Here is a 25,629-nt window from a genome sequence, read left to right as displayed (position 1 = left end):
AATGATTCCATTTAACACACCACCGGTTGTTGGCTCCGAACTGGGTTATATGCAAGATGCAATTAACAGCGGGAAGCTTTGCGGAGATGGCGGTTTTACCCATCGTTGCCAGCAGTGGATGGAGCAGCGTTTTAACTGCCCGAAAGTCTTGCTGACCCCTTCTTGCACCGCATCGTTGGAAATGGCGGCTTTGTTGCTGAACATTAAGCCCGGCGATGAAGTGATCATGCCGAGTTTTACCTTTGTTTCCACCGCTAATGCCTTTGTATTGCGCGGTGCAACAATGGTATTTGTCGATATTCGTCCCGACACCATGAATATCGATGAAACCAAAATTGAAGCGGCGATTACCGATAAAACTAAAGTGATTGTGCCCGTTCACTATGCTGGCGTTGCCTGCGAGATGGATACCATCATGGCGCTGGCAAAAAAATACGATCTGTTTGTGGTTGAAGATGCCGCTCAGGGCGTGATGTCGACTTACAAAGGCAAAGCGCTGGGTACTATTGGCCATATTGGTTGCTTTAGCTTCCATGAAACCAAAAACTACACGGCGGGTGGAGAAGGCGGCGCAACGCTGATTAATGATCCATCTCTGATCGATCGCGCCGAAATCATCCGTGAAAAAGGCACCAACCGCAGCCAGTTCTTCCGCGGTCAGGTGGATAAATATACCTGGCGTGATATCGGTTCTAGCTATCTGATGGCTGATTTACAGGCTGCCTATCTATGGGGGCAGTTGGAAGCTGCTGAACAGATTAATCAACGTCGACTGTCTCTGTGGCAAAATTACTACGCTGCATTCAAGCCTCTTGCTGACGCAGGCCGTATCGATTTACCAATAGTCCCTGCTGATGTTGAACAGAATGCTCATATGTTTTATATCAAACTTCGTGATATTGAAGAGCGTTCGGCCTTTATCAGCTATATGAAAGAAGCCGATATTTTGACGGTCTTCCATTATATTCCGTTGCATGCCTGCCCGGCGGGTGCCGAATTTGGCCGTTTATCCGGTGAGGATTGCTTTACCACCAAAGAGAGTGAGCGTCTGGTGCGTCTACCGATCTTCTATATGCTGACCGAGGCCAACCAGAAAATCATTATTAACCGCGTACTGAGTTTCTTCGCCTGATATGTCATTGGCAAAAGCATCTATTTGGACCGCAGGCTCTACGCTGATTAAGATCGGCGTAGGTTTGCTGGTAGTTAAACTGCTGGCGGTCACTTTTGGCCCCAGCGGCGTAGGACAGGCGGGTAACTTCCGCCAGTTAATTACGGTATTAGGCGTATTATCAGGAGCCGGTATTTTTAACGGCGTTACCAAATATGTCGCAGAATATCATCAGCAACCGGAGCGGCTACGTGCGGTATTAGGCACCTCGTCGGCGATAGTGTTGGGTTTCTCTACCTTATTGGCTTTGCTGTTTTTATTTGCGGCAAAACCGGTGAGCGTGGCGCTATTTGGCCGTGCTGATTATGAGAACGTGGTGCGTGCCGTCGCCTTTATTCAAATGGGTATCGCCTACGCGAACCTGTTTCTGGCTATTCTTAAAGGTTATCGCGATGCGATGGGCAACGCGCTGGCGATTATCGGCGGTAGTCTGATTGGCGTAGTGGCTTATTATCTTTGCTTCCGATTAGGCGGCTATTTTGGCGCGTTAGTGGGTTTAGCATTGGTTCCTGCGTTGGTCGTCGTGCCAGCGACTTTTATTCTGGTGCGTCGCAAGACTATTCCCTTCAGCTACCTTAAACTAAGTTGGGATAAGGCGCTGGCCAGCCATTTGGGTAAGTTCACCATAATGGCGCTGATTACCTCAGTAACGCTTCCTGTCGCTTACGTGATGATGCGTAATCTTCTGGCAAAACAGTATGGCTGGGATGAAGTTGGTATTTGGCAAGGGGTAAGCAGTATTTCAGATGCCTACCTGCAGTTTATTACCGCCTCTTTTACCGTTTATTTGTTGCCGACGCTGTCGCGTTTAAAGGATAAAGCGGATATTTCCCGCGAGATTTTACGCTCGCTGAAGTTTGTACTGCCGGTGGTTGCCGCAGCCAGCATGATGGTGTGGTTACTGCGTGATTTTGCGATTTGGCTGTTATTCTCTAAGCAGTTTACCGCGATGCGCGATTTATTTGCCTGGCAGTTGGTGGGTGACGTGCTAAAAGTAGGGTCTTATGTCTTCGGCTATTTGGTTATCGCAAAAGCCTCCCTGCGATTTTATATTCTAGCGGAAGTTAGCCAGTTCCTGTTGTTGACCGGTTTTGCCCATTGGCTGATTCCGTTACATGGTTCTCTTGGCGCAGCCCAGGCTTATATGGCAACTTATATCGTTTATTTTGCCCTGTGTAGCTGCGTATTCGTCATTTACCGTAGATCTTCGTTACCTAGAAAAACATGAAAACCCTGATTCACGTATTGGGATCTGACATCCCGCATCATAACCAGACGGTGCTGCGCTTCTTTAACGATGTGCTGGCCGCGCGCCTGCCCGCCGAACAGGTGCGGCATTTTATGGTCGCGGCGAAAGACAGTGCCTCCTTTGCTGTTTTTGATGCTTTAGAGATTGAAACTCTGCCCAATAAGAAAGCGTTGGCTGAGGCGGTTATTGGGCGCGCGCAGGCCGATCGTAATACCCGTTTCTTTTGGCATGGACAGTTTAATGCCACGCTGTGGTTGGCTTTATTAAGCGGCAAAATTAAGCCATATCAGGTTTTCTGGCACGTTTGGGGTGCCGATCTGTATGAAGATGCAAAAAGCTGGAAATTCCGCCTGTTTTACCTGCTGCGCCGCTTGGCTCAAGGGCGTGTCGGGCACGTTTTTGCTACTCGCGGGGATTTGATTCACTATCAGCAGCGTCATCCGCGAGTGCCAGCGTCTTTGCTTTATTTCCCAACGCGTATGGACCCGACGCTGACCGGCGTTCAGGCTGAGAAGCCTTTAGTCGGGCCAATGACGATTTTGGTCGGTAATTCCGGTGATACCACTAACCGACATATTGAAGCGCTGAAATCCATTCGTCAGCAGTTTGGCGCCGATGTTCGGGTGATTTTGCCGATGGGCTATCCCGCGAACAATGATGCTTATATCGATCAGGTGCGAACCGCTGGGCTGAAGTTATTTCCGGCAGAAAATCTACGTATTCTGACCGAACAAATTGCCTTCGATGACTATCTGAATATTCTGCGCGAATGCGATTTAGGCTATTTTATTTTTAATCGTCAGCAGGGAATCGGCACTTTGTGTCTGTTAACCCAATTTGGCGTGCCTTTTGTCCTTAGCCGTCTGAATCCGTTCTGGCAGGATTTGGCTGAGCAACATATTCCAGTGTTGTTCTACGGTGATACGCTGGATGAAGCTTTGATACGTGAAGCACAACGGCAATTGGCCGGTCTGGATAAGCAATCCATCGCTTTCTTTAACCCTAATTATATCGATGGTTGGCAGCAGGCATTAGCGCTGGCGGCGGGAGAAAACCCATGACGTTGGGGCAATTTGGCGGCTTGCTGAGCGTCTATTTGATCGCAGTGATTTTTATCCTCACGTTGACCTATCAGGAGTTCAGGCGGGTTCGCTTCAACTTTAACGTCTTCTTTTCCATGCTGTATTTACTGACGTTTTACTTCGGTTTTCCGCTGACCTGCATGTTGGTATTTCAGTTTGATGTCGCAGTAGTTCCGGCGGACTATTTGCTGTACGCCATACTGTCCGCCACGGCGTTTTACGCCATTTACTATGTCACCTATAAAACGCGTCTGCGGAAGCCACGAACTCAGCCACGGCGGCCGATATTTACGATGAATCGGGTTGAAACCAACCTGACCTGGATCTTATTGGCGCTGGTGGCGATTGGCACCGTAGGTATTTTCTTCCTACAGAACGGCTTCCTGTTATTTAAGCTGAATTCTTATAGCCAGATATTCTCCAGTGATGTTTCCGGCGTGGCTCTGAAGCGTTTCTTCTACTTCTTCATTCCGGCGATGTTGGTGGTGTATTTCCTTAAACAGGATATGCGGGCATGGTTCTTTTTCCTCGCCAGCACCGTAGCCTTCGGCATTCTGACCTATGTTATCGTGGGGGGAACCCGCGCCAATATCATTATCGCTTTTGCATTGTTCCTGTTTATCGGCATTGTGCGCGGTTGGATTACGCTGTGGATGCTGGTGGCAGCTGGCGTATTCGGTATTGTCGGTATGTTCTGGCTGGCGCTGAAACGCTATAGCCTGGATGTCAGCGGCGCGGAGGCGTTCTATACCTTCCTGTACCTAACGCGAGACACCTTCTCGCCGTGGGAAAATCTGGGGCTGTTGCTGCAAAATTACGACAAGATAGATTTCCAGGGACTGGCACCAATAGTTCGAGATTTCTACGTGTTTATCCCAAGCTGGCTCTGGCCGGGGCGTCCTGATTTGGTGCTGAATACCGCGAACTACTTCACCTGGGACGTATTGGATAACCATTCCGGGCTGGCGATTTCCCCTACGCTGATTGGTTCTCTGGTGGTTATGGGCGGCGCGCTGTTTATCCCTATCGGTGCGATTATTGTCGGGCTGATTATTAAGTGGTTTGACTGGCTATACGAGCAAGGTAAAGCGGAAACTAACCGCTACAAGGCGGCGATTCTGCAAAGCTTCTGCTTCGGAGCCGTATTTAATATGATCGTATTGGCGCGTGAAGGGCTGGATTCGTTTGTTTCTCGAGTGGTCTTCTTTTGCATTATTTTCGGCGCCTGTCTGGTGGTAGCGAAACTGCTGTATTGGTTATTCGACGTCAGCGGACTAATAACGCAACGTATTCGTCGCAGCTATACTGGGGCGAACAATGCTTCTTCTGCCGACACGACGAGTCAACTGTAAGGTTTAAGTGTAGAAATGGAACAAAAAACAGCAATTCCTAAGTACAACCTGCGTGGCTTCAATATCTGGGGGTTCCGCGATATGGCCCAGGTGCTGGATTATCTGCTGGGAAATGAACAAGTAAAAACCGGTACTTTGGTGGCGATGAACGCGGAAAAGCTGCTGAAGGCGGAAGATGACGCCGCATTGCGAACCCAGTTGAACGATGCGGAGTATCTCTACGCCGACGGCATCAGCATGGTACGTGCGATTCGCCGTAAGTATGCCGGTGCTGAAGTGTCGCGCGTTGCAGGGGCAGACCTGTGGGAAGCCTTGATGCAGCGTGCTGGTCAGCAGGGGACACCGGTGTTTCTGGTCGGTGGTAAGCCGGAAATCCTGGCAGAAACAGAAGAAAAACTGCGGGCGCAGTGGAATGTGAATATCGTCGGCTCACAGGACGGCTACTTTACTCCAGAACAGCGGGACGCCTTGTTCACCCGCATTGCTGCCAGCGGCGCAGCGATTGTGACGGTGGCTATGGGTTCGCCAAAGCAGGAAATCTTTATGCGCGATTGCCGTCAGGTTCACCCTAATGCGCTGTATATGGGCGTAGGTGGTACTTATGACGTGTTTACTGGCCATGTAAAGCGAGCGCCTAAGGTTTGGCAGAATCTAGGGTTAGAATGGCTGTATCGCCTGCTGTCGCAGCCGAGCCGTATTCGTCGTCAGCTTAAATTGCTTAAATTTGTAGGTTATTACTATACCGGACGTCTTTAACTGCGTCTGTCGCAGGGTTGGTGAATCCAGCCCTGCCAGTATTTCCTCCTGAGCTATTCCTCGCAAAAATACATCCCAGCAATATCCCTTTAAGGAATAAAAATTCATTTTTATATTCCATAAGGTTTTAATTTGTTGTTTGCTTATATGATTCAGATACGGAACGATATTGGCCGGTTAATTTCCGTGACGAGTACGACAGTTTTTTTAAGTTAGCTCGGCATGCATTTTTCTAACCTGATTGCAGCAGACCAGCAGTTTTAGCGCTTCCTTTCGCAGGTGTTCGGCGTGAACTCAGTCGCTTTTCTCTTTTCCTGATAATTATAACAACCGGGGTTATCCGGGGGATTGAACACAACAAAATTAAGTCTACAGAGGATTTATGGCAGACAACGAAGATAAAAAAGGATTACACCGTGGGCTGGAAGCCCGGCATATCGAACTGATAGCGCTAGGTGGCACCATTGGCGTCGGGTTATTTATGGGCGCAGCCAGTACGCTGAAATGGGCAGGGCCATCAGTGTTACTGGCATACATCATTGCCGGGTTGTTCGTATTTTTCATTATGCGTGCCATGGGCGAAATGCTCTATCTGGAGCCGGTGGCCGGTTCTTTTGCGGTTTACGCCCATAAGTATCTCAGCCCGTATTTTGGCTATCTGACGGCCTGGGGCTATTGGTTTATGTGGATAGCCGTGGGTATATCGGAGATAACCGCCATTGGCCTATACGTCAGCTTCTGGTTCCCCGAATTGCCACAGTGGATACCGGCGATCGCCGGCGTAGTCATTGTCGCGTTGGCGAATCTCGCAGCGGTGCGGCTGTACGGTGAAATGGAATTTTGGTTCGCGATGATCAAAGTCACCACTATTATTGTGATGATAGTGGTTGGTATCGGCGTGATCTTCTTTGGTTTCGGCAATCAGGGCCAGGCGATTGGTTTCGATAACCTGACGCAGCACGGTGGCTTCTTTGCTGGTGGTTGGAAAGGTTTCCTGTTTGCACTGTGTATTGTCGTAGCGTCCTATCAGGGTGTGGAACTGGTTGGTATCACCGCCGGTGAAGCGAAAAACCCCCAAGTCACCTTAAAACGCGCGATTAACAATATTCTGTGGCGGATTCTGATTTTCTACGTCGGTGCGATTTTCGTGATCGTCACTATCTTCCCGTGGAATGAAATTGGTTCTACCGGTAGCCCGTTCGTACTGACATTTGCCAAGATTGGTATTACCGCAGCGGCTGGGATTATCAACTTTGTGGTGCTGACCGCTGCGCTGTCCGGCTGTAACAGCGGTATGTACAGCGGCGGGCGTATGTTGTATGCCTTGGCGATGAATCGCCAGTTGCCCGCTATTTTGACGAAAGTCTCTGCCAGCGGCGTGCCGGTTTACTGTATCGCAGTCACTATTCTGTGTTTGCTGATCGGTTCCAGCCTCAACTACATCATTCCTAATCCTCAGCAGGTGTTTGTGTATGTCTACAGCGCCAGCGTGTTGCCAGGTATGGTACCGTGGTTTGTGGTGCTGATTAGCCAGCTGCGTTTCCGTCAGGTACATAAAGAAGCGATTAAGCAACATCCGTTTAAATCCATTATGTTCCCCTATGTGAACTATCTGACCATCGCCTTCCTGATTTGTGTGCTGGTTGGTATGGGGATTAATCCGGATACGCGCTTATCTTTATTAGTGGGAGCGATTTTCCTGGCGTTAGTGTCACTGTGCTATTTCGCCTTAGGGATGCATAAGAAACGCGTGTGATGACGAAACGTCTATAAAACCAGCGATAAAGGTAGGGTGAGGGGACTAAATAGCTGTCTTTTGCGGCAGAGAGAGCAAAGCGTAATCAAACGCACTATTTCTTCTAAAAAAGCACTAGACAGTTAGGCATTAAAACCGTAGTATCCTCACCCGCAACGGCGCTAAGCGCCCGTAGCTCAGCTGGATAGAGCGCTGCCCTCCGGAGGCAGAGGTCTCAGGTTCGAATCCTGTCGGGCGCACCATTAATTTTGTGTGCAAGAGCTGCGGTGGTAATATTGCCGCGTACGACGGTTGTGAGCAGTAAAGAAGTTATGGTGGCTATAGCTCAGTTGGTAGAGCCCTGGATTGTGATTCCAGTTGTCGTGGGTTCGAGTCCCATTAGCCACCCCAAATTTTTGTGGAACATGCGATGGTGGCGGAATTGGTAGACGCGCTAGCTTCAGGTGTTAGTGTCCTTACGGACGTGAGGGTTCAAGTCCCTCCCTTCGCACCACACAAACTATGTAGATTTTATTAATATTTACATAGACATAAGTCGAAAGACTATGTAGAGTAGGCAGTAAGAAATCGGCGAGTAGCGCAGCTTGGTAGCGCAACTGGTTTGGGACCAGTGGGTCGGAGGTTCGAATCCTCTCTCGCCGACCACATTCCGAAGAAAACCCCGCAATGCGGGGTTTTTTTTCGTCTTGAATTTGTCTCTCAGCGTTAACCCTTTCTGCTTATCGCTGAGAAGAGGATGCCGCTGGCATTCTGCTTTATCAATATTCCGCTGCTTTAATTCTCTTGTGCATCATTCAAAGAGCAATACTTCAATTAAAGGATTCATCAGGTAGCGTTTTCTCAGCTAAATGGATTCAGTTCCCCTGCCAAAGCCAAAGCCAAAGCCAAAGCCAAAGCCAAAGCCAAAGCCAAAGCCAAAGCCAAAGCCAAAGCCAAAGCCAAAGCCAAAGCCAAAGCCAAAGCCAAAGCCAAAGCCAAAGCCAAAGCTATTGCGATTTATCGGTGTTGGGTTTTTGCGACACTAGATATCGGTAATGTCTCTCAATGGAGACATATAACATAATGATAAATATGAATAAAAATAGGAATCGGTTTTTACGTCGTTTTGTAGCGACAGATCAAATCCAAACGTGATGAAACTCAGAGCCTGAAGAGGAATAAATCGGTCTTGGTCTAAAAATATTAAAAATTGATTTATTTCATAATGTTAAGTCACTTTTTTGGCTTTATTTACAGTAACGTTCAAGAGATTAAATAAGTTGGCACGGGAAGTGCAATATCTATCTTGTAGATGCTCATCCCACTTCTTATGACAGCTTAGTCTTCATAAACCCAGGGATGATGCAGAGCCAATTTTAGGGTGCCTATTGTCCACGTAAACGATGTTGAGCGGTAACCAATCCCCTCCTTCATCACATACCGGGCGTAACGTTGAGTGAGGCACCAATCTGTTGACTGTAGACCTGATATTTTATGACACTTGCTTAATCGGCAAGTGTTTTTTTTTGCCGGTAGGAAAGTTTGCGGTTCGGCAGATAAAAGAAAGGCTCCCGCAGGAGCCTGTCTCAATCACAGTAAAAGATTTTACTCGCCGTTTTGTTTCAGCGTTAGCATTAACCCTTCACGACGTACCTGAGCCGCATCTTCTGGACGGTGCAGTTTGTCATAAGCATCGGCCAGCCAGGCGTAATCGTAGCCGTCGGGACGCTGTTGCAGCGCAGCGCGGAAGGCTTCGCTAGCCTGTTCCCACTCGCCGTGCTTCAGCATCAATTGCCCCAGCGTACTATTTAGCAATGGCGTCGCGCCGTGCTGCTTGATTTGCTGACGTAATGCTTTTTCCAAAGGATCGGGATTACCTGATTTAAGGCGCGGGATCAGTAAGATCAGTCTTTCGTCATATTGACGTTTTAGCCCATCTAGAATCACCTGTTGCGCCACTTCGTGATCGTTACACTCAATCAGGTGTTCAGCTAGAGCTACCTGCAGCGCCACATTATGGCGGATTTTGCGGTTTTGATCGTGCCACCAGCGCTTCAATCCATCGCTGCCTTCTTCGGCCATGCACTGATTCATGATGCCAATATAAGCTTGCTGTTCCAGCGCGCTGATTTCAGCCGCGGTATGCAACTGTATTTTCTGCATCGCCGGTAAAATTTCCAGCAATGAGCTGAAAGCCCCGGTGCGTAGATAAGCCTGCTCCGCCAGCCTTAATACTTCCGGGTGACGCGGCGCCAGTTCCAGCAGGCGATCAACCCCGTGGCGAGCGGCGTGGATCTGCCCCTGAGCCAGTTGAATACGTACCCGAGTGATATCTACCGGTAATTGGTCGGTATCTGCCACTTCGGCAGCTCGCTCCAGATATTGATTGGTTCGGAACTCGTCGCCGCATTGCTGAGCCGCCTCGGCTGCCAGCAAATAGTTAACCATTGGCTGTTCGGCGTGCTCGGCGTTGCGGGTAAGCAAATGTTCAACCTGCTTAAAATCGCCTTCGGCCAGTTTGATCAGCGCGGCTTTGGTTTGCTTGCGAGCGCGGCTGCGTTTGCGACCGATAAACCAGCCTCTGGTGCGAGCCCCGGTGCGGAACATTCGACGTAATACAGATTCGATGAGATACAGCACGAAAATCAATCCAACCAGCATAATGGTCAATTTAGTGATGCTGGTTTCAATATTGTAATCATCAGTTTGAATCAATACATAGCCTTGATGACCGGCGAGCATCGGGCCAAGAATGATCCCGGCGATCAGCAGCAGAAATAGCAGTAAGACTCGAATCATACTTATCCCTCCTGATTGACCACAGGCGTTTGCGCCAGCAGGTTACGGACACGAGTTTGCATCAACTTTTCCAGTAGCGGCTGGCTTTTTAGCTGATCCGGCACGTCCATTGAGATCGATTGTTGGCTCAGGCTTTCCAGTTCATCGAGGAAAGCCTTGGTGCTCGGGTCGTTAACGTCGAAATAAGCCCGAACCCATGTTGAAATGGTTTCCAGCGACTGTTTGTACACTTCGTCCTGATGGCGCGGAACCGCCTGAGCGGCTACCAACAGGCGAGAACGAATATTTTCCCGTAGATAAATATCCTGATTCGGTGCTAACAGCGGCTCGGCGCTGCTATCGCGGCGGCGAATAGTCACGAAATCGGAGAGGAAACTGTGCCAGCTTTTGGATAAATTCTGTTTCCAATCGGAAAGGGAGCTGGACAGTTCGGTGCTGTCTTCATCCATCGGCGCATCATCAGTCACGTTATCCGCCATGCGCAGATTATCGACCTGATTAGAAAGCTGATTTAGCTTGAGAATGATCCCGTCAAAATCGATTTGGCTTAGGGCAGACAGTGCGCTGATATCTTCGGTAATGGCGCGGCGTACCTCAATCAGGCTCGGATCATTCATATCCGCCAGACTCGCATCGGCGCTTTTTAATAAGGTTGCGGCGCTGAGGACATCCTGATCGCTCCACAGTTTACGTCCTGCCATTTTCACCAGAAAATCAGCCTGAGCCAGCAGCCAGGCTTTAGCATCACTGCCGGAAATGGTGGCGACTTTCCCTTGCAGTTCATTGAGTTGGCGAGCCAAAGACGCTTGCTGGCGGTCAGCGGTGTCTAGCGCTTTACCTTGTTGCTGTAACAAAGCTTCAAGCCGCTGTTTTTCCTGCGTTTGGCTGGTTTTTAACGCAGCCAGTTGGTCTTGTAACGCTTGATTGGCGGCGACCAACTGTTGTTTCTGTTGATGGCCCTGATAATAAAGGCCGGCACTCAGAATAATTGCAATGGCGATAGCAACAGCGCCGAGAATGGGCCCGCTACGCTTGTCTTTTGGTGTTTCAGCCTCTGGCTGTTGGGGCCGCTCAACCGCTGTGGTTGTCTCTTCCACTGGGGCGGATGGGGTAGTGTGTTCCGTCATATTGGGCATCCCATAGTCAGGTTTATTGTAGCGCGCGGATCAGCGCGTCATTATCGGCATTCTCAGCCACTCGAATGTCATTCCAGCCTAGTTGACTGGCAAGGGCGGCCAAACGATCGCTCACCACTATCAGGCGGCAGCGCAGCAGCCAGGAAGAACGATAGTAATCAGGAATTAAAGTATAGATCTGCTGTAACATTTCGCCGCTGGTTACCACCAGGATATCAACGCCGGCTCGCTGCCAGTGGGCGCTTTGCTCACTGCCATCGTAATAGATCGGGCTACGTTGATAACATTCGCAAAATGTGACCTCGGCGCCGCGTGCTGCGAGGCTTTCACCTAATAGCTCCCGACCACCGTTACCACGCAGCAACAGGGCTTTTTTACCCTGTAATTCCTGCAAGTCAGGCAGTAAGAGCAGCATTTCGCTGGTTTCACCCATCGGCGGAAAAGTGACCGGTAGGCGACTCACCGTGTGCAGCGCCAATGCCGTCGAGCGACCTATAGCATAATAAGATAGCTCGGCAGGCCAGAACAGTTTATTTCTGTTTAACAGCGGGTTGGCATAGCGAATGGCGTTCTGCGACAGCGCAAAAACCAGATCGCCTGCCTGCATTTCTGCCAACATTTCCGGTAGACGAGGTAAATCTCGGCCCGGAGAGAAATCGATTAAAGGCGCATGATAGGCAACCCGACCTAGTGCTCGTAGGCGGCTGACTAACTGTTCACCGGCAGGAGAAGGGCGAGTGACCAGAATAGTCATAGTGGCGGATTATCCTGATAAACCAGCGCCAGAATTTCTTTGGCACCGCGAGAGAGCAGCTCATCGGCCAGCTCGATGCCCATTTGTTCTGCATTGGCAGATGGGCCGCGGCGTTCACCGCAGATCATTTGGCTACCGTCCGGCGCGCCGACCAACGCGCGCAGCCACAGAGTGTCATCTTCTAGCACCGCGTAGCTACCAATTGGCACCTGACAGCCGCCTTCAAGGCGGGTATTCATGGCGCGTTCGGCGCACACGCGCAGCTCAGTCTGGCGGTGATTGAGTGGCGCAAGCAGTTCGCGGGTGAGAGTATCATCCAGACGGCATTCGATACCGACAGCGCCCTGGCCGACTGCTGGCAAGGATTCTTCCGGACTCATGGCGTAGCGGATACGTTCTTTCAAACCAAGGCGGTTTAAACCGGCGACGGCCAGAATAATGGCATCGTAGTCGCCCTGATCCAGTTTCGACAAACGAGTGCCTACGTTGCCGCGCAAATCTTTGACGATCAGATCCGGGCGGCGTTGGCGTAGCTGACACTGACGGCGCAGGCTAGAAGTACCCACCACGCTGCCCGCCGGTAATTCATCCATATGCTGGTAATTATTCGAAACAAAAGCATCTCGCGGATCGTCACGTTCACAAATAGTGACCAGCCCCAATCCTTCGGGGAAGGCGATCGGCACGTCTTTCATAGAATGCACGGCGACATCGGCTCGGCCTTCCAGCAACGCCAGCTCCAGCTCTTTTACAAACAGGCCTTTGCCACCCACTTTGGCCAAAGGCGTATCAAGGATAATGTCTCCGCGGGTCACCATCGGAACCAGCTCCACCTGTAGCCCCGGATGACAGGCTTGCAGCAGCTGCTGTACATAATGTGCTTGCCACAATGCCAATGGGCTTTGTCGCGTGGCAATTCGAATAATTTTGTCTAACATGCTCATTACCGTTTTTATATTTAGCTAACCATCCTAACACCGAGAAGGGAAAACTGTCAGTGTAGAAGCCACAGGATTCAGGCGGATAACCGTGCAAGAAAGACGCTATGGTAACAAATGGACGGCTGGATAGGGTGGCTGGGTAAGTATTAGAATGGCGCATATAGCTTTACTTTCTTTACGGTCAATCGGCAAGGTGTTAGATTGATCACGTTTCCAGCAATAATTCGTTAAATATTCTTCTAAACTAAAGGCGAATCGGGAACACGGGTTTTTTTCTAGGCACTGGAACAATCAGGCGAGACGTCTTGTACCTCTACATCGAGACACTGAAACAGCGACTGGATGCGATCAACCAATTACGAGTCGATCGCGCCTTGGCGGCCATGGGGCCAGCCTTCCAAAAGGTCTACAGTCTGCTGCCAACCTTATTACATTATCATCACCCACTGATGCCAGGTTACCTTGATGGTAACGTTCCCCACGGCGTCTGTTTCTTCACGCCTACGGAAACCCAACAACAGTATATTACTGAAGTTGAAAGCAAATGGGGTGAACCGCTGCAATTAGCGCGGGAAGGCGAACTGCCGATCACCGGCGTTTACACCATGGGCAGTACCTCTTCTATTGGGCAAAGCAGCACTTCGGATCTGGACATTTGGGTGTGCCACCAAGCCTGGCTGGATAACGAAGAACGCAATCAGCTACAACAAAAATGCAGCCAATTGGAGAAATGGGCGGCCTCTATGGGCGTCGAAGTCAGCTTTTTCCTGATCGACGAAAACCGTTTCCGCCACAATGCCAGCGGCAGTTTGGGCGGTGAAGACTGCGGTTCTACGCAACATATTCTGTTATTAGACGAGTTCTACCGCAGCGCAGTGCGCCTGGCGGGGAAACGTATTCTGTGGAATATGGTGCCGATAGAAGAAGAAGGCCATTACGACGATTACGTGCTTTCTTTATATGCCCAAGGTGCGCTGACGCCAAATGAATGGCTGGATCTCGGTGGCTTGAGTACCCTATCGGCTGAAGAGTATTTCGGAGCCAGCCTGTGGCAGCTCTATAAGAGTATTGATTCACCCTACAAAGCCGTCTTGAAAACGCTGCTGTTGGAAGCGTATTCGTGGGAATACCCGAATTCTCAGCTGCTGGCGATGGAAATCAAGCAGCGTCTGCATAAAGGCGAGATTGTGTCATTCGGTCTGGATGGCTACTGCATGATGCTGGATCGCGTCACGCGTTATCTGACGCAAATCGAAGATACTACTCGTCTGGATTTAGTCCGCCGCTGTTTCTATCTGAAAGTTTGCGAAAAACTGTCTAAAACGCCGGCCAGCAGCGGTTGGCGTCGGGAGATACTGAGCCAACTGGTTAGTGAGTGGGGCTGGAGCGAAGAGCGTCTGGAAATGCTGGACAATCGCGCCAACTGGAAAATTGAGCGGGTGCGTGAAGCGCATAACGAGCTGTTGGATGCGATGATGCAGAGTTATCGCAATCTGATCCGTTTCGCGCGTCGTAATAATCTGAGCGTTAGTGCCAGTCCGCAGGATATCGGGGTATTGACCCGTAAACTCTATGCGGCCTTTGAGGCGCTACCGGGTAAAGTTACTTTAGTTAACCCACAAATCTCGCCGGATCTGTCCGAAGAACATTTGACCTTTATTCACGTACCGGCAGGACGCGCTAACCGGCCCGGTTGGTATTTGTATAATCAGGCTCCGTCTATGGATGCCATAGTGAGCCATCAGCCGCTGGAATATAACCGCTATCTGAACAAACTGGTGGCTTGGGCTTATTTCAACGGCTTACTGACGTCAAAAACGCATTTACATATTAAAAGCGCCAATTTGTGCGATACGGTAAAATTGCAAGAACTGGTGACGGATGTTTCTCACCATTTCCCATTGCGTTTGCCTGCGCCGACGCCGAAAGCGCTGTACAGCCCGTGCGAAATCCGCCATCTGGCGATCATCGTCAATCTGGAAAACGATCCGACGGCCGCTTTCCGCAACCAGATTGTGCATTTTGATTTCCGAAAACTGGACGTATTCAGTTTCGGTGAGCAACAGCAGTGTCTGGTGGGCAGTATCGATTTACTGTATCGCAACTCGTGGAACGAAGTGCGAACCCTGCATTTCAGCGGCGAACAGGCGGTATTGGAGGCATTGAAAACCATTTTAGGCAAAATGCATCAGGACGCCGCGCCGCCGGAATCCGTTGATGTATTCTGCTACAGCCAGCATTTACGCGGGCTGATTCGCACCCGCATTCAACAATTGGTATCCGAATGCATCGAGCTGCGCCTTTCCAGCACTCGTCAAGAACCGGGTCGCTTTAAAGCGGTTCGAGTCGCCGGGCAGACCTGGGGGCTGTTCTTCGAGCGTCTTAGTGTATCGGTGCAGAAACTGGAAAATGCGGTGGAATTCTACGGTGCCATTTCCAATAACAAGCTGCATGGCCTGTCGATTCAGGTAGAAACCGATCAGATTCATTTACCGCCGGTTGTCGACGGATTCGCTAGTGAAGGAATTATTCAGTTCTTCTTTGAAGGCACTAGCGATGGGAAAGGCTTCAATATCTACATTCTCGACGAGAGCAATAGAGTTGAGGTTTACCATCATTGCGAAGGCAGTAAAGAAGAGTTGGTGCGCGATGTCAGCCGCTTCTACTCATCGTCTCACGATCGTTTCACCTATGGCTCCAGCTTTATTAACTTTAACCTGCCGCAGTTCTATCAGATTGTGCAGTTAGACGGGCGCACTCAGGTGATTCCGTTCCGCAGCACTACGCTTTCTCATCTGTGTCATAACGCGACGGAAAAAGAGTCTTCCACGCCGCCGCAACAGTTTCAGCTGCACTAGTTATCGTTAAACGTCATTGGTAAACCGGAAATCAGGACACGCTGTTTTGTGTCCTTTTACCGATTCTTACTGGCCGGCGCTGGAATAAAGGTTAGTCGAAGCTAACCTCTTCACCGGCTTGAGCCGTGGCGGCTTCAGAAAGCAGCGTATAGAAAGTTTTCCCGCTGCGGTCGCAGTGCCATTCATTTTCCCGATAGTTAAAATGGTAACCACCGGTTTTGGTTGCCAGCCAAACCTGATGAAAGGGTTCCTGGCGGTTAATCACAATTTTGCTGCCGTTCTCGAAAGTCAGGGTCAAAACGCCCCCGTTAGTTTCACAGTCTATATCGCTGTCGCCATCAAAATTATCCACTGCATTTTCAATGTTTGACATCAATTGATCGGCTAACTGGTGGAACTCGCTGTCGTTCATATTCAATTCCTATTGCTTTTCATGATCCACCTGCGATTATAGAGACCTTGGACGCATGAATTACAGGCATTAATGCAATGAAAAGAGAACTACGCTGGCCGCTGGTCGCCATGATGTTGGTGGGGCTATCCGGATGTGGCTTAAAAGGGCCACTTTATTTCCCTCCTGCGGAAAATTCAAAGACAGAAACTGTACCGCCAGATTCAGGCAAAGTGCAGAAAAACCAAGAAGATAATGTTGGCTCGCAGCAGACTCAGTCTATCGGCGGCTTACAGTAACCCAGATTCTCCCCGCAGTTTGACGTTGGCCTCCTGCTGTTGGAGGCCAGATGCTTACTGCGATAAATCGCTTTATCGCGTCCGGATTTAGCCAGTAGTCAGTGGAGCATGATATGCAGTTCTCCAAAATGCACGGTCTTGGCAACGACTTTATGGTTGTCGATGCCGTCACACAGAATGTTTATTTTTCGCCGGAGCTTATCCGACGACTGGCTGACCGGCACACTGGCGTGGGCTTTGATCAGATGCTGGTGGTTGAACCGCCTTACGATCCTGAGCTGGATTTCCACTATCGCATTTTTAATGCGGATGGCAGCGAAGTCTCTCAATGTGGTAACGGTGCCCGCTGTTTCGCTCGTTTCGTGCGGATTAAGGGGCTGACCAACAAGCGTGATATTCGTGTCAGTACGCAAACTGGGCGTATGGTGCTTAGCGTGACGGAGGATGAGCTGGTGTGCGTCAATATGGGTGAACCTAATTTTGAGCCGCAGGCGATTCCGTTTAAAGCGATAAAAGCTGAAAAAACCTACATTTTGCGCGCGGCAGAGCACACGGTGCTGTGCGGGGTGGTTTCGATGGGAAATCCCCATTGTGTACTGCAAGTGGACGATGTTTCGGTTGCCAACGTTGAGTTGCTGGGTCCAGTATTGGAAAATCATGAGCGTTTTCCTGAGCGCGCCAACATTGGCTTTATGCAGGTTGTCAGTCGGGAACACATTCGTTTACGGGTCTACGAACGCGGCGCAGGAGAAACACAAGCCTGCGGCAGCGGAGCCTGTGCGGCTGTGGCAGTCGGTATTCAGCAGGCATTGCTGAGTGAAGAGGTTCACGTCGAGCTACCGGGTGGCAGCCTGGATATCAGCTGGAAAGGACCGGGTCACCCGTTGTATATGACCGGGCCTGCGACCCACGTCTACGACGGTTTTATTCATTTATGATGGGTGTTGAAGAATGAAGAATTATGAGGAACAGGCGCTGGCTGGCATTGAGTTAGACGACGACGCTGTCATGCAGTATTTATTGCAAAATCCCGACTTCTTTATCCGTAATGCCCGTTTGGTTGAACAGATGCAAATTCCCCATCCGGTCAGAGGCAGCGTGTCTCTGGTCGAGTGGCAACTGGCTCGTCAACGTAATCAGATTCATCAACTGGAAGAAGAAATTACCCTGTTGATGGAGCAGGCCGGTCTGAATGAGCTGCTGTTTAACCGTCTGTTACAGTTACAAACTAATCTGACCTCCGCCGAAAGCCTGCAAGATATGCTGAATCGCCTACAGCGCTGGGCGCGGGATTTTGGATTGGCAGGAGCCAATGTGCGCCTGTTTAACGACCGCTGGCATATTGGCGCGCCTTCCGATTTCACTCATCTGGGTTTAGCACGCCACGCTTTTGAACCGATGCGCATTCAGCGTTTGGGGGATGAGCGTCATTACCTCGGCAGCCTAAATGGGCCAGAGCTTTTGTTGCTGTTGCCTCAGGCTAAACAGGTCGGCTCGGTTGCGATGTCCCTGATGGGCGCGAATGGCGATTTGGGCGTGGTTATCTTTAGTAGCCGTGATACACAACATTATCAGCAGGGTATGGGTACGGTGATGCTGCATCAGTTAGCGCTGATGTTGCCTACCTTGTTGGAGCGCTGGATCGAACGAGTATGAGTGAAATCCCCGCTACGCTCTCTCCGTCCGTTGAAGCCTTTTTGCGTTATCTGAAGGTTGAACGGCAACTGAGTCCCTTAACCATAACCAGTTATTCTCGACAGCTACAGGCGGTGATGGAACTGGCGGGTCAAATGGGGCTGAGCCAGTGGGAGAGTTTGGATGCGGCGCAGGTACGTTCGCTGGTTTCCCGCAGCAAGCGTGCTGGATTACAGTCTTCTAGCCTGGCGCTGCGCCTGTCGGCATTACGCAGTTTTCTCGATTGGTTGGTCAGCCAGGGCGTGTTACACGCCAATCCGGCCAAAGGCGTCAGTACGCCGAGGACGGGGCGCCATCTGCCAAAAAATATTGATGTGGATGAAGTCAGTCGACTGTTGGACATCGATCTTAACGATCCTTTGGCGGTGCGGGATCGGGCGATGCTGGAAGTCATGTACGGCGCGGGTTTACGTTTAGCCGAACTGGTGGGAATGGATTGCAAACATGTGGATTTGGCCAGTGGCGAAATCTGGGTGATGGGCAAGGGCAGCAAAGAACGTAAAGTACCGATGGGCGCTACGGCGGTGACTTGGTTACAGCATTGGCTAGCGCTACGGGAGTTGTTTGAACCCGCCGATGACGCCATTTTCCTCGCCAATACCGGTAAGCGTATTTCTGCGCGCAATGTGCAAAAACGCTTTGCCGAATGGGGTATAAAACAAGGCGTTAGCAGCCATATTCATCCCCATAAACTGCGCCACTCTTTCGCCACTCATATGCTGGAATCCAGCGGCGATCTGCGTGCGGTGCAGGAATTACTCGGCCACGCCAATCTAACGACCACACAAATTTATACCCATCTCGACTTTCAACATTTGGCAACGGTGTATGATGCCGCCCATCCGCGAGCCAAACGAGGCAAATCCTGATGCATTTTTACCGACCATTACAGCCGATTGCGGCTATAACCTTCGATTTGGACGATACTCTGTACGACAACCGCCCGGTGATTTCCCGTACCGAACAGGAATCGGTGGCGTTTCTGCAACAGTATCATCCGAATTTACGCCAGCTTGAGGTGGCGGATTTTCATCGTTTTCGCATTGAACTGCTGGCCAGCGATCCGGATATTTATCACGATGTTACCCAGTGGCGTTGGCAGGCGTTGGAGTTAGGTCTTATTCGCCACGGCCTGACCAAAGATGAAGCCCGTAAAGGTGCTGACGCGGCGATGGAGAATTTCGCCCTGTGGCGTAGCCGTATTCATGTGCCTGCGGCGACTCACGATACGCTGGAGACCTTGTCAGAACGCTTCCCGCTGGTGGCTATCACAAACGGTAACGCCGATCCTGCCGCCTGCGGTTTAAGCCGCTATTTCCAGTTTGTGCTGCGCTCTGGCCCCAATGGCCGTGCCAAACCTTATCGTGATATGTACCAAAAGGCGGCCAATAAGCTGGATTTGCCGCTGGAAAGCATTTTGCACGTGGGTGACGATCTCACCACCGACGTCGCTGGTTCCCTGCGTTGCGGCATGCAGGCCTGCTGGATTAACGATCGGCAGAAAAATATCATGGCGGTCAATGATGCCCGTTTACTGCCACATATTGAGATTTCGCAGTTGGCATCTCTCACAGCATTGTTATAATCCTATCAATTACTCTGTATAAATTCCCAGTGGAATGCTGATGGTCGTCCGGTCAAACCGGGCGACAGCGCGGTTTTCCCTTACCCGATAAACGGTGCCTATGGACGTTTCTGATCTGCTCGACAGCCTGAATGAAAAACAACGTGAAGCCGTGGCCGCGCCGCGCTGCAACCTGTTGGTACTGGCCGGTGCGGGCAGTGGTAAAACCCGGGTGCTGGTGCATCGAATTGCCTGGCTGCTCTCCGTTGAGAATGCTTCACCCTATTCCATTATTGCCGTGACCTTTACCAATAAAGCGGCGGCGGAGATGCGTCACCGTATCGAACATTTGATTGGTACCAGCCAGGGCGGTATGTGGATTGGGACTTTCCACGGGTTGGCGCACCGTTTATTGCGGGCACACCATTTGGACGCCAATCTGCCGCAGGACTTTCAGATCCTCGACAGCGACGATCAGCATCGGCTACTGAAACGCATCGTTAAGGCATTGAATTTAGACGAAAAACAGTGGCCGCCGCGTCAGGCAATGTGGTACATCAACGGTAAGAAAGACGAAGGTTTACGGCCGCAGCACGTAGAAAGCTACGGTAATCCGGTAGAAGCCACCTGGCTGCGTATTTATCAGGCCTATCAGGAAGCCTGTGATCGCGCCGGTCTGGTCGATTTTGCCGAGTTATTACTGCGTGCTCATGAACTGTGGCTGAATAAACCGCATATTCTGAATCATTATCGTGAACGTTTTACCAATATTCTGGTGGATGAGTTTCAGGACACCAACAGCATCCAATATGCATGGATTCGCCTGCTGGCGGGCGATCGTTCCAACGTAATGATCGTCGGCGATGACGATCAATCGATTTACGGCTGGCGTGGTGCGCAGGTTGAGAATATTCAACGCTTCCTGAAGGATTTCCCCGGCGCGGAAACCATCCGTCTGGAGCAGAATTACCGTTCTACCAGTAATATTCTGAAAGCGGCGAATACCCTGATTGCCAACAATGATGGCCGAATGGGGAAAAACCTGTGGACCGACGGCGTGGAAGGCGATCCGATTTCGATCTATTGCGCTTTCAACGAATTAGACGAAGCGCGCTTTGTGGTGAACCGGATTAAAGCCTGGCAAGACAACGGCGGTGCGTTAAACGACTGCGCTATTTTGTACCGTAGCAACGCCCAATCTCGCGTATTGGAAGAGGCTTTACTGCAAACGGCGATGCCGTACCGCATTTATGGTGGTCAGCGCTTCTTCGAACGTCAGGAAATCAAAGACTCATTGGCTTATCTGCGCTTAATTTCCAATCGTAACGATGACGCGGCCTTTGAGCGAGTGGTCAATACGCCAACCCGTGGTATCGGCGATCGTACTCTAGATGTAGTGCGCCAGACTGCGCGGGATCGCCAGCTTACGCTGTGGCAATCTACTCGAGCGTTATTGCAGGAAAAAGTGCTGGCGGGGCGCGCTGCCTCTGCTTTACAGCGTTTTGTGGAACTGGTGGATTCACTGGCTCACGAAACAGCAGATATGCCGCTGCACGTGCAAACCGACCGCGTGATTCGCGATTCCGGCCTGTGGACCCTGTATGAGCAGGAAAAAGGCGAAAAAGGTCAGGCTCGTATCGAAAACCTTGAGGAACTGGTCAACGCCACGCGTCAGTACAGTTATCAGGACGAGGATGAAGATCTGATGCCGTTGCAGGCGTTCTTGTCCCACGCCGCGCTGGAAGCTGGGGAAGGGCAGGCGGACGCCTATCAGGATGCGGTACAGTTAATGACGCTACATTCAGCTAAAGGGTTGGAATTCCCGCAGGTATTCATAGTAGGTATGGAAGAGGGCATGTTCCCGAGCCAAATGTCGCTGGATGAAGGTGGACGCTTAGAAGAAGAGCGGCGGCTGGCCTACGTAGGCTTAACCCGTGCGATGCAAAAACTGACCTTATGCTATGCGGAAAGCCGCAGACTGTACGGTAAAGAAGTCAATCATCGCCCATCCCGCTTTATCGGTGAGCTGCCGCAGGAGTGTATCGAAGAAGTCAGACTACGCGCCAGCGTTTCTCGTCCGGTAAATCATCGCCGTATGGGGACGCCAATGAATGAAAACGACAGCGGTTTCACTCTGGGTCAGCGAGTTCGTCATCCTAAATTCGGTGAAGGTACGGTGGTGAATCTGGAAGGCAGCGGCGAGCACAGCCGCCTGCAAATTGCTTTTCCAGGCGAAGGGATTAAATGGCTGGTTGCAGCCTATGCGAGACTGGAAGCGGTATAAGCCATCATTCGCCGTTGCAGCATAAAAAAACCGGAGCTAATGATAACTCCGGTTTTTTTCATCATTTTTAAATCAAATAGTTAAGCGGAATAACGCTCGCCGACCGTAGTCGTTTGATACCATGCCAGCATATTGGCGACTTCTGGTTCACTCTCTGCCGGTGACCAAGGCGCGAAATCTTCCGCGTTGACTGGCTGATAGGGGCCGAGTTTCACCTCAAAAATCACTGCATTTTCTTCCATCGACAGCACCGCGTGCCAAGTATTGGCAGGAATCTCCAGAATGGTCGCTTCTTTTCCCAGTACTACCCGCTCTGTCACTTCGCCATTATCGTTGAATAACAGCACCACAAAATGTCCGGAAAGGGCAGTTAGTACTTCCCAGGTATGTGGATGACGATGTGGGCGCACGTAGGTTAGTGGCTCCATGGCTATTGCCAGACGCTGGACGGAATCGCTCAGTTCCGGGTGAAAATTATGATGAGTGCGCAAACGGCTGAGTTGTCTAGCCTGTTCGCTCATTTGTGCCAGCATAGGTCGAGTGATTTGTTTCATTTACCGTTATTCCAGTTGAGGCGTAGCGCCCAATGTAGCCGAAGCGGAAGGCAGATATAAGCCAGAGTGATTAGCCTAAGTCTGCCGTTTATCATCTGTTTACGCTGACAACAATATTTGCCAGGAAATAGGATGAATCTCAGGCTGCGACTAACTGCGGCGTAGCGGTTGACAGCCTTTTTCTTCTCAGCGTAACATGCGCGCACTATTCTTAATGAGGACATTCGCCTTGGACACACCCAGTAGATGCTGGCTCAATAACCTGTTCATATGGTGCAACTTCTAAGGCTATCCTCTTTTGCTGATAGCCTTCGTGGTTGTCAGCGACCTCGTTTGACCGTCGCTGTGAGTCAGATCTCCTTATGGTCTGAAACTTGCTGATGTAACGACATCCCCTTGTTTCTGTGCTTCAATGCGTAATCTCTATCCATTCCCCAAGGGAGTTATGGCACATGCTGAGCGCATTTAAATTAGAGAACAATCGCTTATCCCGTCTGGAGCTGGATGAATCCGAAGATCTGACTACCTCGCTGTGGGTGGATCTGGTGGAGCCAGAAGAAGGTGAGCGTGAGCGTGTTCAATGTGAGTTAGGGCAGAGTTTGGCGACCCGGCCAGAACTGGATGATATCGAGGCTTCCGCTCGTTTCTTTGAAGACGAAGACGGTTTGCACATTCACTCATTCTTCTATTTTGAAGACGCCGAAGATCACGCTGGTAACTCCACCGTCGCATTTACCATTCGGGATGGCCGCCTGTATACCCTGCGTGAGCGCGAGTTACCCGCTTTCCGCCTGTATCGGATGCGCGCCCGCAACCAGACGTTGGTCGACGGTAACGCCTATGAGCTGCTGCTGGACTTGTTTGAAACCAAAATCGAGCAGTTGGCTGACGAAATAGAGAATATTTACAGCGATCTGGAAGCGCTTAGCCGCGTGATTATGGAAGGGCATCAGGGAGATGAGTACGATGCCGCGCTGTCCACGTTGGCGGAGCAGGAAGATATCGGCTGGAAGGTGCGTTTGTGTCTGATGGATACTCAGCGCGCCCTGAATTTCCTGGTGCGTAAAGCGCGTTTGCCTACTGGTCAGCTAGAGCAGGCGCGGGAAGTGCTGCGAGATATCGAATCCCTGCTGCCGCACAACGAATCCCTGTTCCAAAAGGTTAACTTCCTGATGCAGGCGGCGATGGGCTTTATCAACATCGAACAAAACCGGATTATCAAAATCTTCTCGGTGGTCTCCGTGGTCTTCCTGCCGCCGACGCTGGTGGCTTCGAGCTACGGTATGAACTTTGAATTTATGCCGGAACTGCGTTGGTCATTCGGCTATCCGGGGGCTATTGGTCTGATGATCGTCGCCGGTTTAGCCCCTTATCTGTACTTCAAACGTAAAAACTGGCTGTAAGGCCCAAACTGTGTGAGCGCCCGATGAGGCTACATCGGGCGTCGCAGCCTATTTGCGTAACTTACGTTGGGTATAGAGCGCATCCAGCGTGAATATTAGCAGCGCCGCCCAGATAAACCCGAAGGTCACCATCTTGTCGTTACTGATGGTTTCACCGTAGAAAGTGACGGCTAGGACAAACATCAGCGTTGGGCCGAGGTATTGGAAAAAGCCCAGCGTAGAGAGGCGCAACCGGCCGGCAGCGGCGGTAAACAGCAGCAACGGAATGGTGGTAATCACACCGGCAGCGGCCAGCAGCAGATTGAGCGACCAGGCGTTAGCGCTCAAATGACTGGTTGGGCTATCGGCAAAGAAGAATAAATATACTGCGGCAATAGGTAACAGCCACAGCGTTTCTACCAGCATGCCGGTCTGCGCGTCTATGCCCATTTTCTTACGTAATAAGCCGTAAAGCGCGAAGCTTATCGCCAGCCCCAGCCCAATCACCGGTAACGAGCCAAACTGCCACAGTTGAATAAGCACGCCGCCAAACGCCAGCGCGACCGCGACCCATTGCATCCGTCGAAAACGCTCGCCTAGAAATAGCATACCGAACAATACGTTAACCAAGGGGTTAATGAAGTAGCCCAGGCTGGCTTCCAGCATGTGGTGGTTGTTGACCGCCCAAATAAACAGCAGCCAGTTGCTGGCAATCAGCAGTGCAGTGACCGCCAGTAATAACAGGCGTTTTTTATTCCGACAGGCTTGGCGTACCTGTGGCCAATTGCGACTCAGCGTGAGCAGAATCAGCATAAAAAAGAATGACCAGATAATCCTATGGGTCAGAATTTCATCTGCCGGAACCTGCTGGATTAATTTGAAATAGGCCGGGGCAAGACCCCAAATAAAATAGGCCGCCAGAGCAAAGAAAATGCCCTGACGCGTTTGTTGCTTATCCATGGAATAGCTCTGAACAAAAAAGGGATACGGTGAGTGTACTTAACTTGTTGTAGCTAAGCATCATTGGCGTTTACTCACTGAAAAAAGACAATTACCCGACTAAATAAGTCGCAGTGGCGCTGGCGATATGAACCGCATCCTGATTATGTAATTCAACGCGAGCGACAGCGACTTTATTACCGCTGCGCAGAATGCTGCTGCTGGCGGTGAAATGCTCGCCGCGGCCGGGGCGCAAATAATCCACGCGCAAATCGATGGTGCCCATTTTAGATAGCTGTTGCTGTAACTGCTCTTTAATCAAGGGTTCGTAACGTGTCAGGCTGTTACCAACGCAGACCAGACCGGCGGCGACGTCCAGTACGGAAGCAATAACACCGCCATGCAGGATGCGCTGAGCGATATTTCCGACTAATCTATCCTGATGACTAAAGGCTAACTCTGCATAATCTTGTTCAAAGCGGCGTAATTCCAGACCTAGCTCACGATTAAACGGCATGTGGTAGACAAAAACTTCGCCAATCAAGCGGCGCGCTTCTTCAAGGGTTAATATGGTTCCAGACATGTGGCTTGATTCTCACTTTCGTAGCCGATAATAATACGGCGGCTGTTAACTAAATGTTTATTTTATGCCCATAACTTGTTGCGCGCTAGTGACGGATTCATAAAA

24 protein-coding genes and 4 tRNA genes are annotated in these 25,629 nt (G+C 50.6%); 18 read left to right on the top strand and 10 right to left on the bottom strand.

What is annotated here, in order from left to right; all coding sequences use genetic code 11:
• Nucleotide 1 precedes the first annotated feature (1 nt).
• The 10 genes from rffA (at nt 2) to PL78_RS07490 (ending at nt 8,011) form a co-directional block, all read left to right on the top strand.
• Nucleotides 2–1,132, top strand: a complete 1,131-nt coding sequence (gene rffA / locus PL78_RS07535; protein WP_064514449.1) for a dTDP-4-amino-4,6-dideoxygalactose transaminase — start codon at nt 2–4, stop codon at nt 1,130–1,132.
• A gap of 1 nt (nt 1,133) precedes the next feature.
• A complete protein-coding gene (wzxE, locus tag PL78_RS07530; RefSeq protein ID WP_064514446.1) occupies nt 1,134–2,399 on the top strand; it encodes a lipid III flippase WzxE in 1,266 nt (421 codons plus the stop codon).
• A complete protein-coding gene (locus tag PL78_RS07525; RefSeq protein ID WP_064514443.1) occupies nt 2,396–3,481 on the top strand; it encodes a TDP-N-acetylfucosamine:lipid II N-acetylfucosaminyltransferase in 1,086 nt (361 codons plus the stop codon). Before wzxE ends, PL78_RS07525 begins: the two co-directional genes overlap by 4 nt.
• On the top strand, nt 3,478–4,854 hold the full coding sequence (gene wzyE, locus PL78_RS07520; protein ID WP_064514439.1) for an ECA oligosaccharide polymerase: 1,377 nt from the start codon (nt 3,478–3,480) through the stop codon (nt 4,852–4,854). Before PL78_RS07525 ends, wzyE begins: the two co-directional genes overlap by 4 nt.
• A 15-nt stretch (nt 4,855–4,869) precedes the next feature.
• Nucleotides 4,870–5,610, top strand: coding sequence for a lipopolysaccharide N-acetylmannosaminouronosyltransferase (wecG, locus tag PL78_RS07515; RefSeq protein WP_064514436.1), 741 nt, complete (start codon nt 4,870–4,872; stop codon nt 5,608–5,610).
• Between the two features lie 382 nt (nt 5,611–5,992).
• Nucleotides 5,993–7,366, top strand: a complete 1,374-nt coding sequence (thrP, locus tag PL78_RS07510; RefSeq protein ID WP_064514433.1) for a bifunctional threonine/serine APC transporter ThrP — start codon at nt 5,993–5,995, stop codon at nt 7,364–7,366.
• A 165-nt stretch (nt 7,367–7,531) separates the two neighbouring features.
• A tRNA-Arg gene (locus PL78_RS07505) sits at nt 7,532–7,608 on the top strand.
• Nucleotides 7,609–7,680: 72 nt separating this feature from the next.
• Nucleotides 7,681–7,756: transfer RNA gene (locus tag PL78_RS07500), tRNA-His, on the top strand.
• A 16-nt stretch (nt 7,757–7,772) separates the two neighbouring features.
• Nucleotides 7,773–7,859 (top strand) — tRNA-Leu (locus tag PL78_RS07495).
• Nucleotides 7,860–7,934: 75 nt separating this feature from the next.
• Nucleotides 7,935–8,011: transfer RNA gene (locus PL78_RS07490), tRNA-Pro, on the top strand.
• A gap of 195 nt (nt 8,012–8,206) precedes the next feature.
• On the opposite strand, the gene PL78_RS20210 is transcribed toward PL78_RS07490, so the two are convergent.
• The 6 genes from PL78_RS20210 to PL78_RS21070 all read right to left on the bottom strand — a co-directional run bounded on the left by PL78_RS20210 (nt 8,207) and on the right by PL78_RS21070 (nt 13,266).
• Entirely contained in the window at nt 8,207–8,350 is a 144-nt protein-coding gene (locus PL78_RS20210; RefSeq protein ID WP_162493036.1) for a hypothetical protein, read from the bottom strand.
• Nucleotides 8,351–8,950: 600 nt separating this feature from the next.
• A complete protein-coding gene (gene hemY / locus PL78_RS07485; protein WP_064514430.1) occupies nt 8,951–10,144 on the bottom strand; it encodes a protoheme IX biogenesis protein HemY in 1,194 nt (397 codons plus the stop codon).
• Between the two features lie 2 nt (nt 10,145–10,146).
• Entirely contained in the window at nt 10,147–11,271 is a 1,125-nt protein-coding gene (gene hemX, locus PL78_RS07480; RefSeq protein ID WP_064514427.1) for a uroporphyrinogen-III C-methyltransferase, read from the bottom strand.
• A gap of 22 nt (nt 11,272–11,293) precedes the next feature.
• A complete protein-coding gene (hemD, locus tag PL78_RS07475; protein WP_064514426.1) occupies nt 11,294–12,034 on the bottom strand; it encodes a uroporphyrinogen-III synthase in 741 nt (246 codons plus the stop codon).
• A complete protein-coding gene (gene hemC / locus PL78_RS07470) occupies nt 12,031–12,972 on the bottom strand; it encodes a hydroxymethylbilane synthase (RefSeq protein WP_064514423.1) in 942 nt (313 codons plus the stop codon). Before hemC ends, hemD begins: the two co-directional genes overlap by 4 nt.
• A gap of 105 nt (nt 12,973–13,077) precedes the next feature.
• On the bottom strand, nt 13,078–13,266 hold the full coding sequence (locus PL78_RS21070) for a hypothetical protein (protein ID WP_071889783.1): 189 nt from the start codon (nt 13,264–13,266) through the stop codon (nt 13,078–13,080).
• A 14-nt stretch (nt 13,267–13,280) separates the two neighbouring features.
• Here PL78_RS21070 and PL78_RS07465 point away from each other — a divergent pair, with 14 nt between their 5' ends.
• Nucleotides 13,281–15,833 carry a class I adenylate cyclase gene (locus PL78_RS07465; protein ID WP_064514421.1) on the top strand — a complete coding sequence of 851 codons (2,553 nt, stop codon included), beginning with the start codon at nt 13,281–13,283 and terminating at the stop codon, nt 15,831–15,833.
• Between the two features lie 91 nt (nt 15,834–15,924).
• Here the strand turns inward: PL78_RS07465 and cyaY are convergent, their stop codons facing one another.
• Complete coding sequence (gene cyaY / locus PL78_RS07460) at nt 15,925–16,245, bottom strand: iron donor protein CyaY (RefSeq protein WP_064514419.1); 321 nt, start codon at nt 16,243–16,245, stop codon at nt 15,925–15,927.
• Between the two features lie 77 nt (nt 16,246–16,322).
• Here cyaY and lptM point away from each other — a divergent pair, with 77 nt between their 5' ends.
• From lptM to uvrD, 6 genes are all read left to right on the top strand, one after another.
• On the top strand, nt 16,323–16,523 hold the full coding sequence (gene lptM / locus PL78_RS07455; RefSeq protein WP_064514417.1) for an LPS translocon maturation chaperone LptM: 201 nt from the start codon (nt 16,323–16,325) through the stop codon (nt 16,521–16,523).
• A gap of 113 nt (nt 16,524–16,636) precedes the next feature.
• Nucleotides 16,637–17,461: a diaminopimelate epimerase gene (gene dapF / locus PL78_RS07450; RefSeq protein WP_049600810.1), complete on the top strand. Its 825-nt coding sequence runs from the start codon at nt 16,637–16,639 to the stop codon at nt 17,459–17,461.
• Nucleotides 17,462–17,474: 13 nt separating this feature from the next.
• Nucleotides 17,475–18,179 carry a DUF484 domain-containing protein gene (locus PL78_RS07445; RefSeq protein WP_064514415.1) on the top strand — a complete coding sequence of 235 codons (705 nt, stop codon included), beginning with the start codon at nt 17,475–17,477 and terminating at the stop codon, nt 18,177–18,179.
• Nucleotides 18,176–19,087 (top strand): tyrosine recombinase XerC, encoded by a 912-nt coding sequence (gene xerC / locus PL78_RS07440; RefSeq protein ID WP_064514413.1) that lies wholly within the window; start codon nt 18,176–18,178, stop codon nt 19,085–19,087. The genes PL78_RS07445 and xerC overlap by 4 nt, the downstream gene beginning before the upstream one ends.
• Complete coding sequence (gene yigB, locus PL78_RS07435) at nt 19,087–19,803, top strand: 5-amino-6-(5-phospho-D-ribitylamino)uracil phosphatase YigB (protein WP_064514411.1); 717 nt, start codon at nt 19,087–19,089, stop codon at nt 19,801–19,803. The genes xerC and yigB overlap by 1 nt, the downstream gene beginning before the upstream one ends.
• Nucleotides 19,804–19,903: 100 nt before the next feature.
• Nucleotides 19,904–22,066 carry a DNA helicase II gene (uvrD, locus tag PL78_RS07430; protein WP_064514410.1) on the top strand — a complete coding sequence of 721 codons (2,163 nt, stop codon included), beginning with the start codon at nt 19,904–19,906 and terminating at the stop codon, nt 22,064–22,066.
• A gap of 80 nt (nt 22,067–22,146) precedes the next feature.
• Here the strand turns inward: uvrD and PL78_RS07425 are convergent, their stop codons facing one another.
• Entirely contained in the window at nt 22,147–22,620 is a 474-nt protein-coding gene (locus PL78_RS07425) for a WbuC family cupin fold metalloprotein (protein ID WP_064514408.1), read from the bottom strand.
• 452 nt (nt 22,621–23,072) lie between these two features.
• On the opposite strand from PL78_RS07425, the gene corA reads away from it, so the two are divergent.
• On the top strand, nt 23,073–24,023 hold the full coding sequence (gene corA / locus PL78_RS07420; RefSeq protein ID WP_064514406.1) for a magnesium/cobalt transporter CorA: 951 nt from the start codon (nt 23,073–23,075) through the stop codon (nt 24,021–24,023).
• A 48-nt stretch (nt 24,024–24,071) separates the two neighbouring features.
• On the opposite strand, the gene rarD is transcribed toward corA, so the two are convergent.
• Entirely contained in the window at nt 24,072–24,962 is an 891-nt protein-coding gene (gene rarD, locus PL78_RS07415) for an EamA family transporter RarD (RefSeq protein WP_064514405.1), read from the bottom strand.
• A gap of 91 nt (nt 24,963–25,053) precedes the next feature.
• Nucleotides 25,054–25,524 (bottom strand): thioesterase family protein, encoded by a 471-nt coding sequence (locus PL78_RS07410; protein WP_064514403.1) that lies wholly within the window; start codon nt 25,522–25,524, stop codon nt 25,054–25,056.
• Between the last annotated feature and the right edge of the window lie 105 nt (nt 25,525–25,629).

The sequence above is a fragment of the Yersinia entomophaga genome (assembly GCF_001656035.1).
GTDB lineage: Bacteria > Pseudomonadota > Gammaproteobacteria > Enterobacterales > Enterobacteriaceae > Yersinia > Yersinia entomophaga.
Note: the sequence above shows the minus strand (reverse complement) of the source record. Positions and strands in the feature narration are given on the sequence as shown.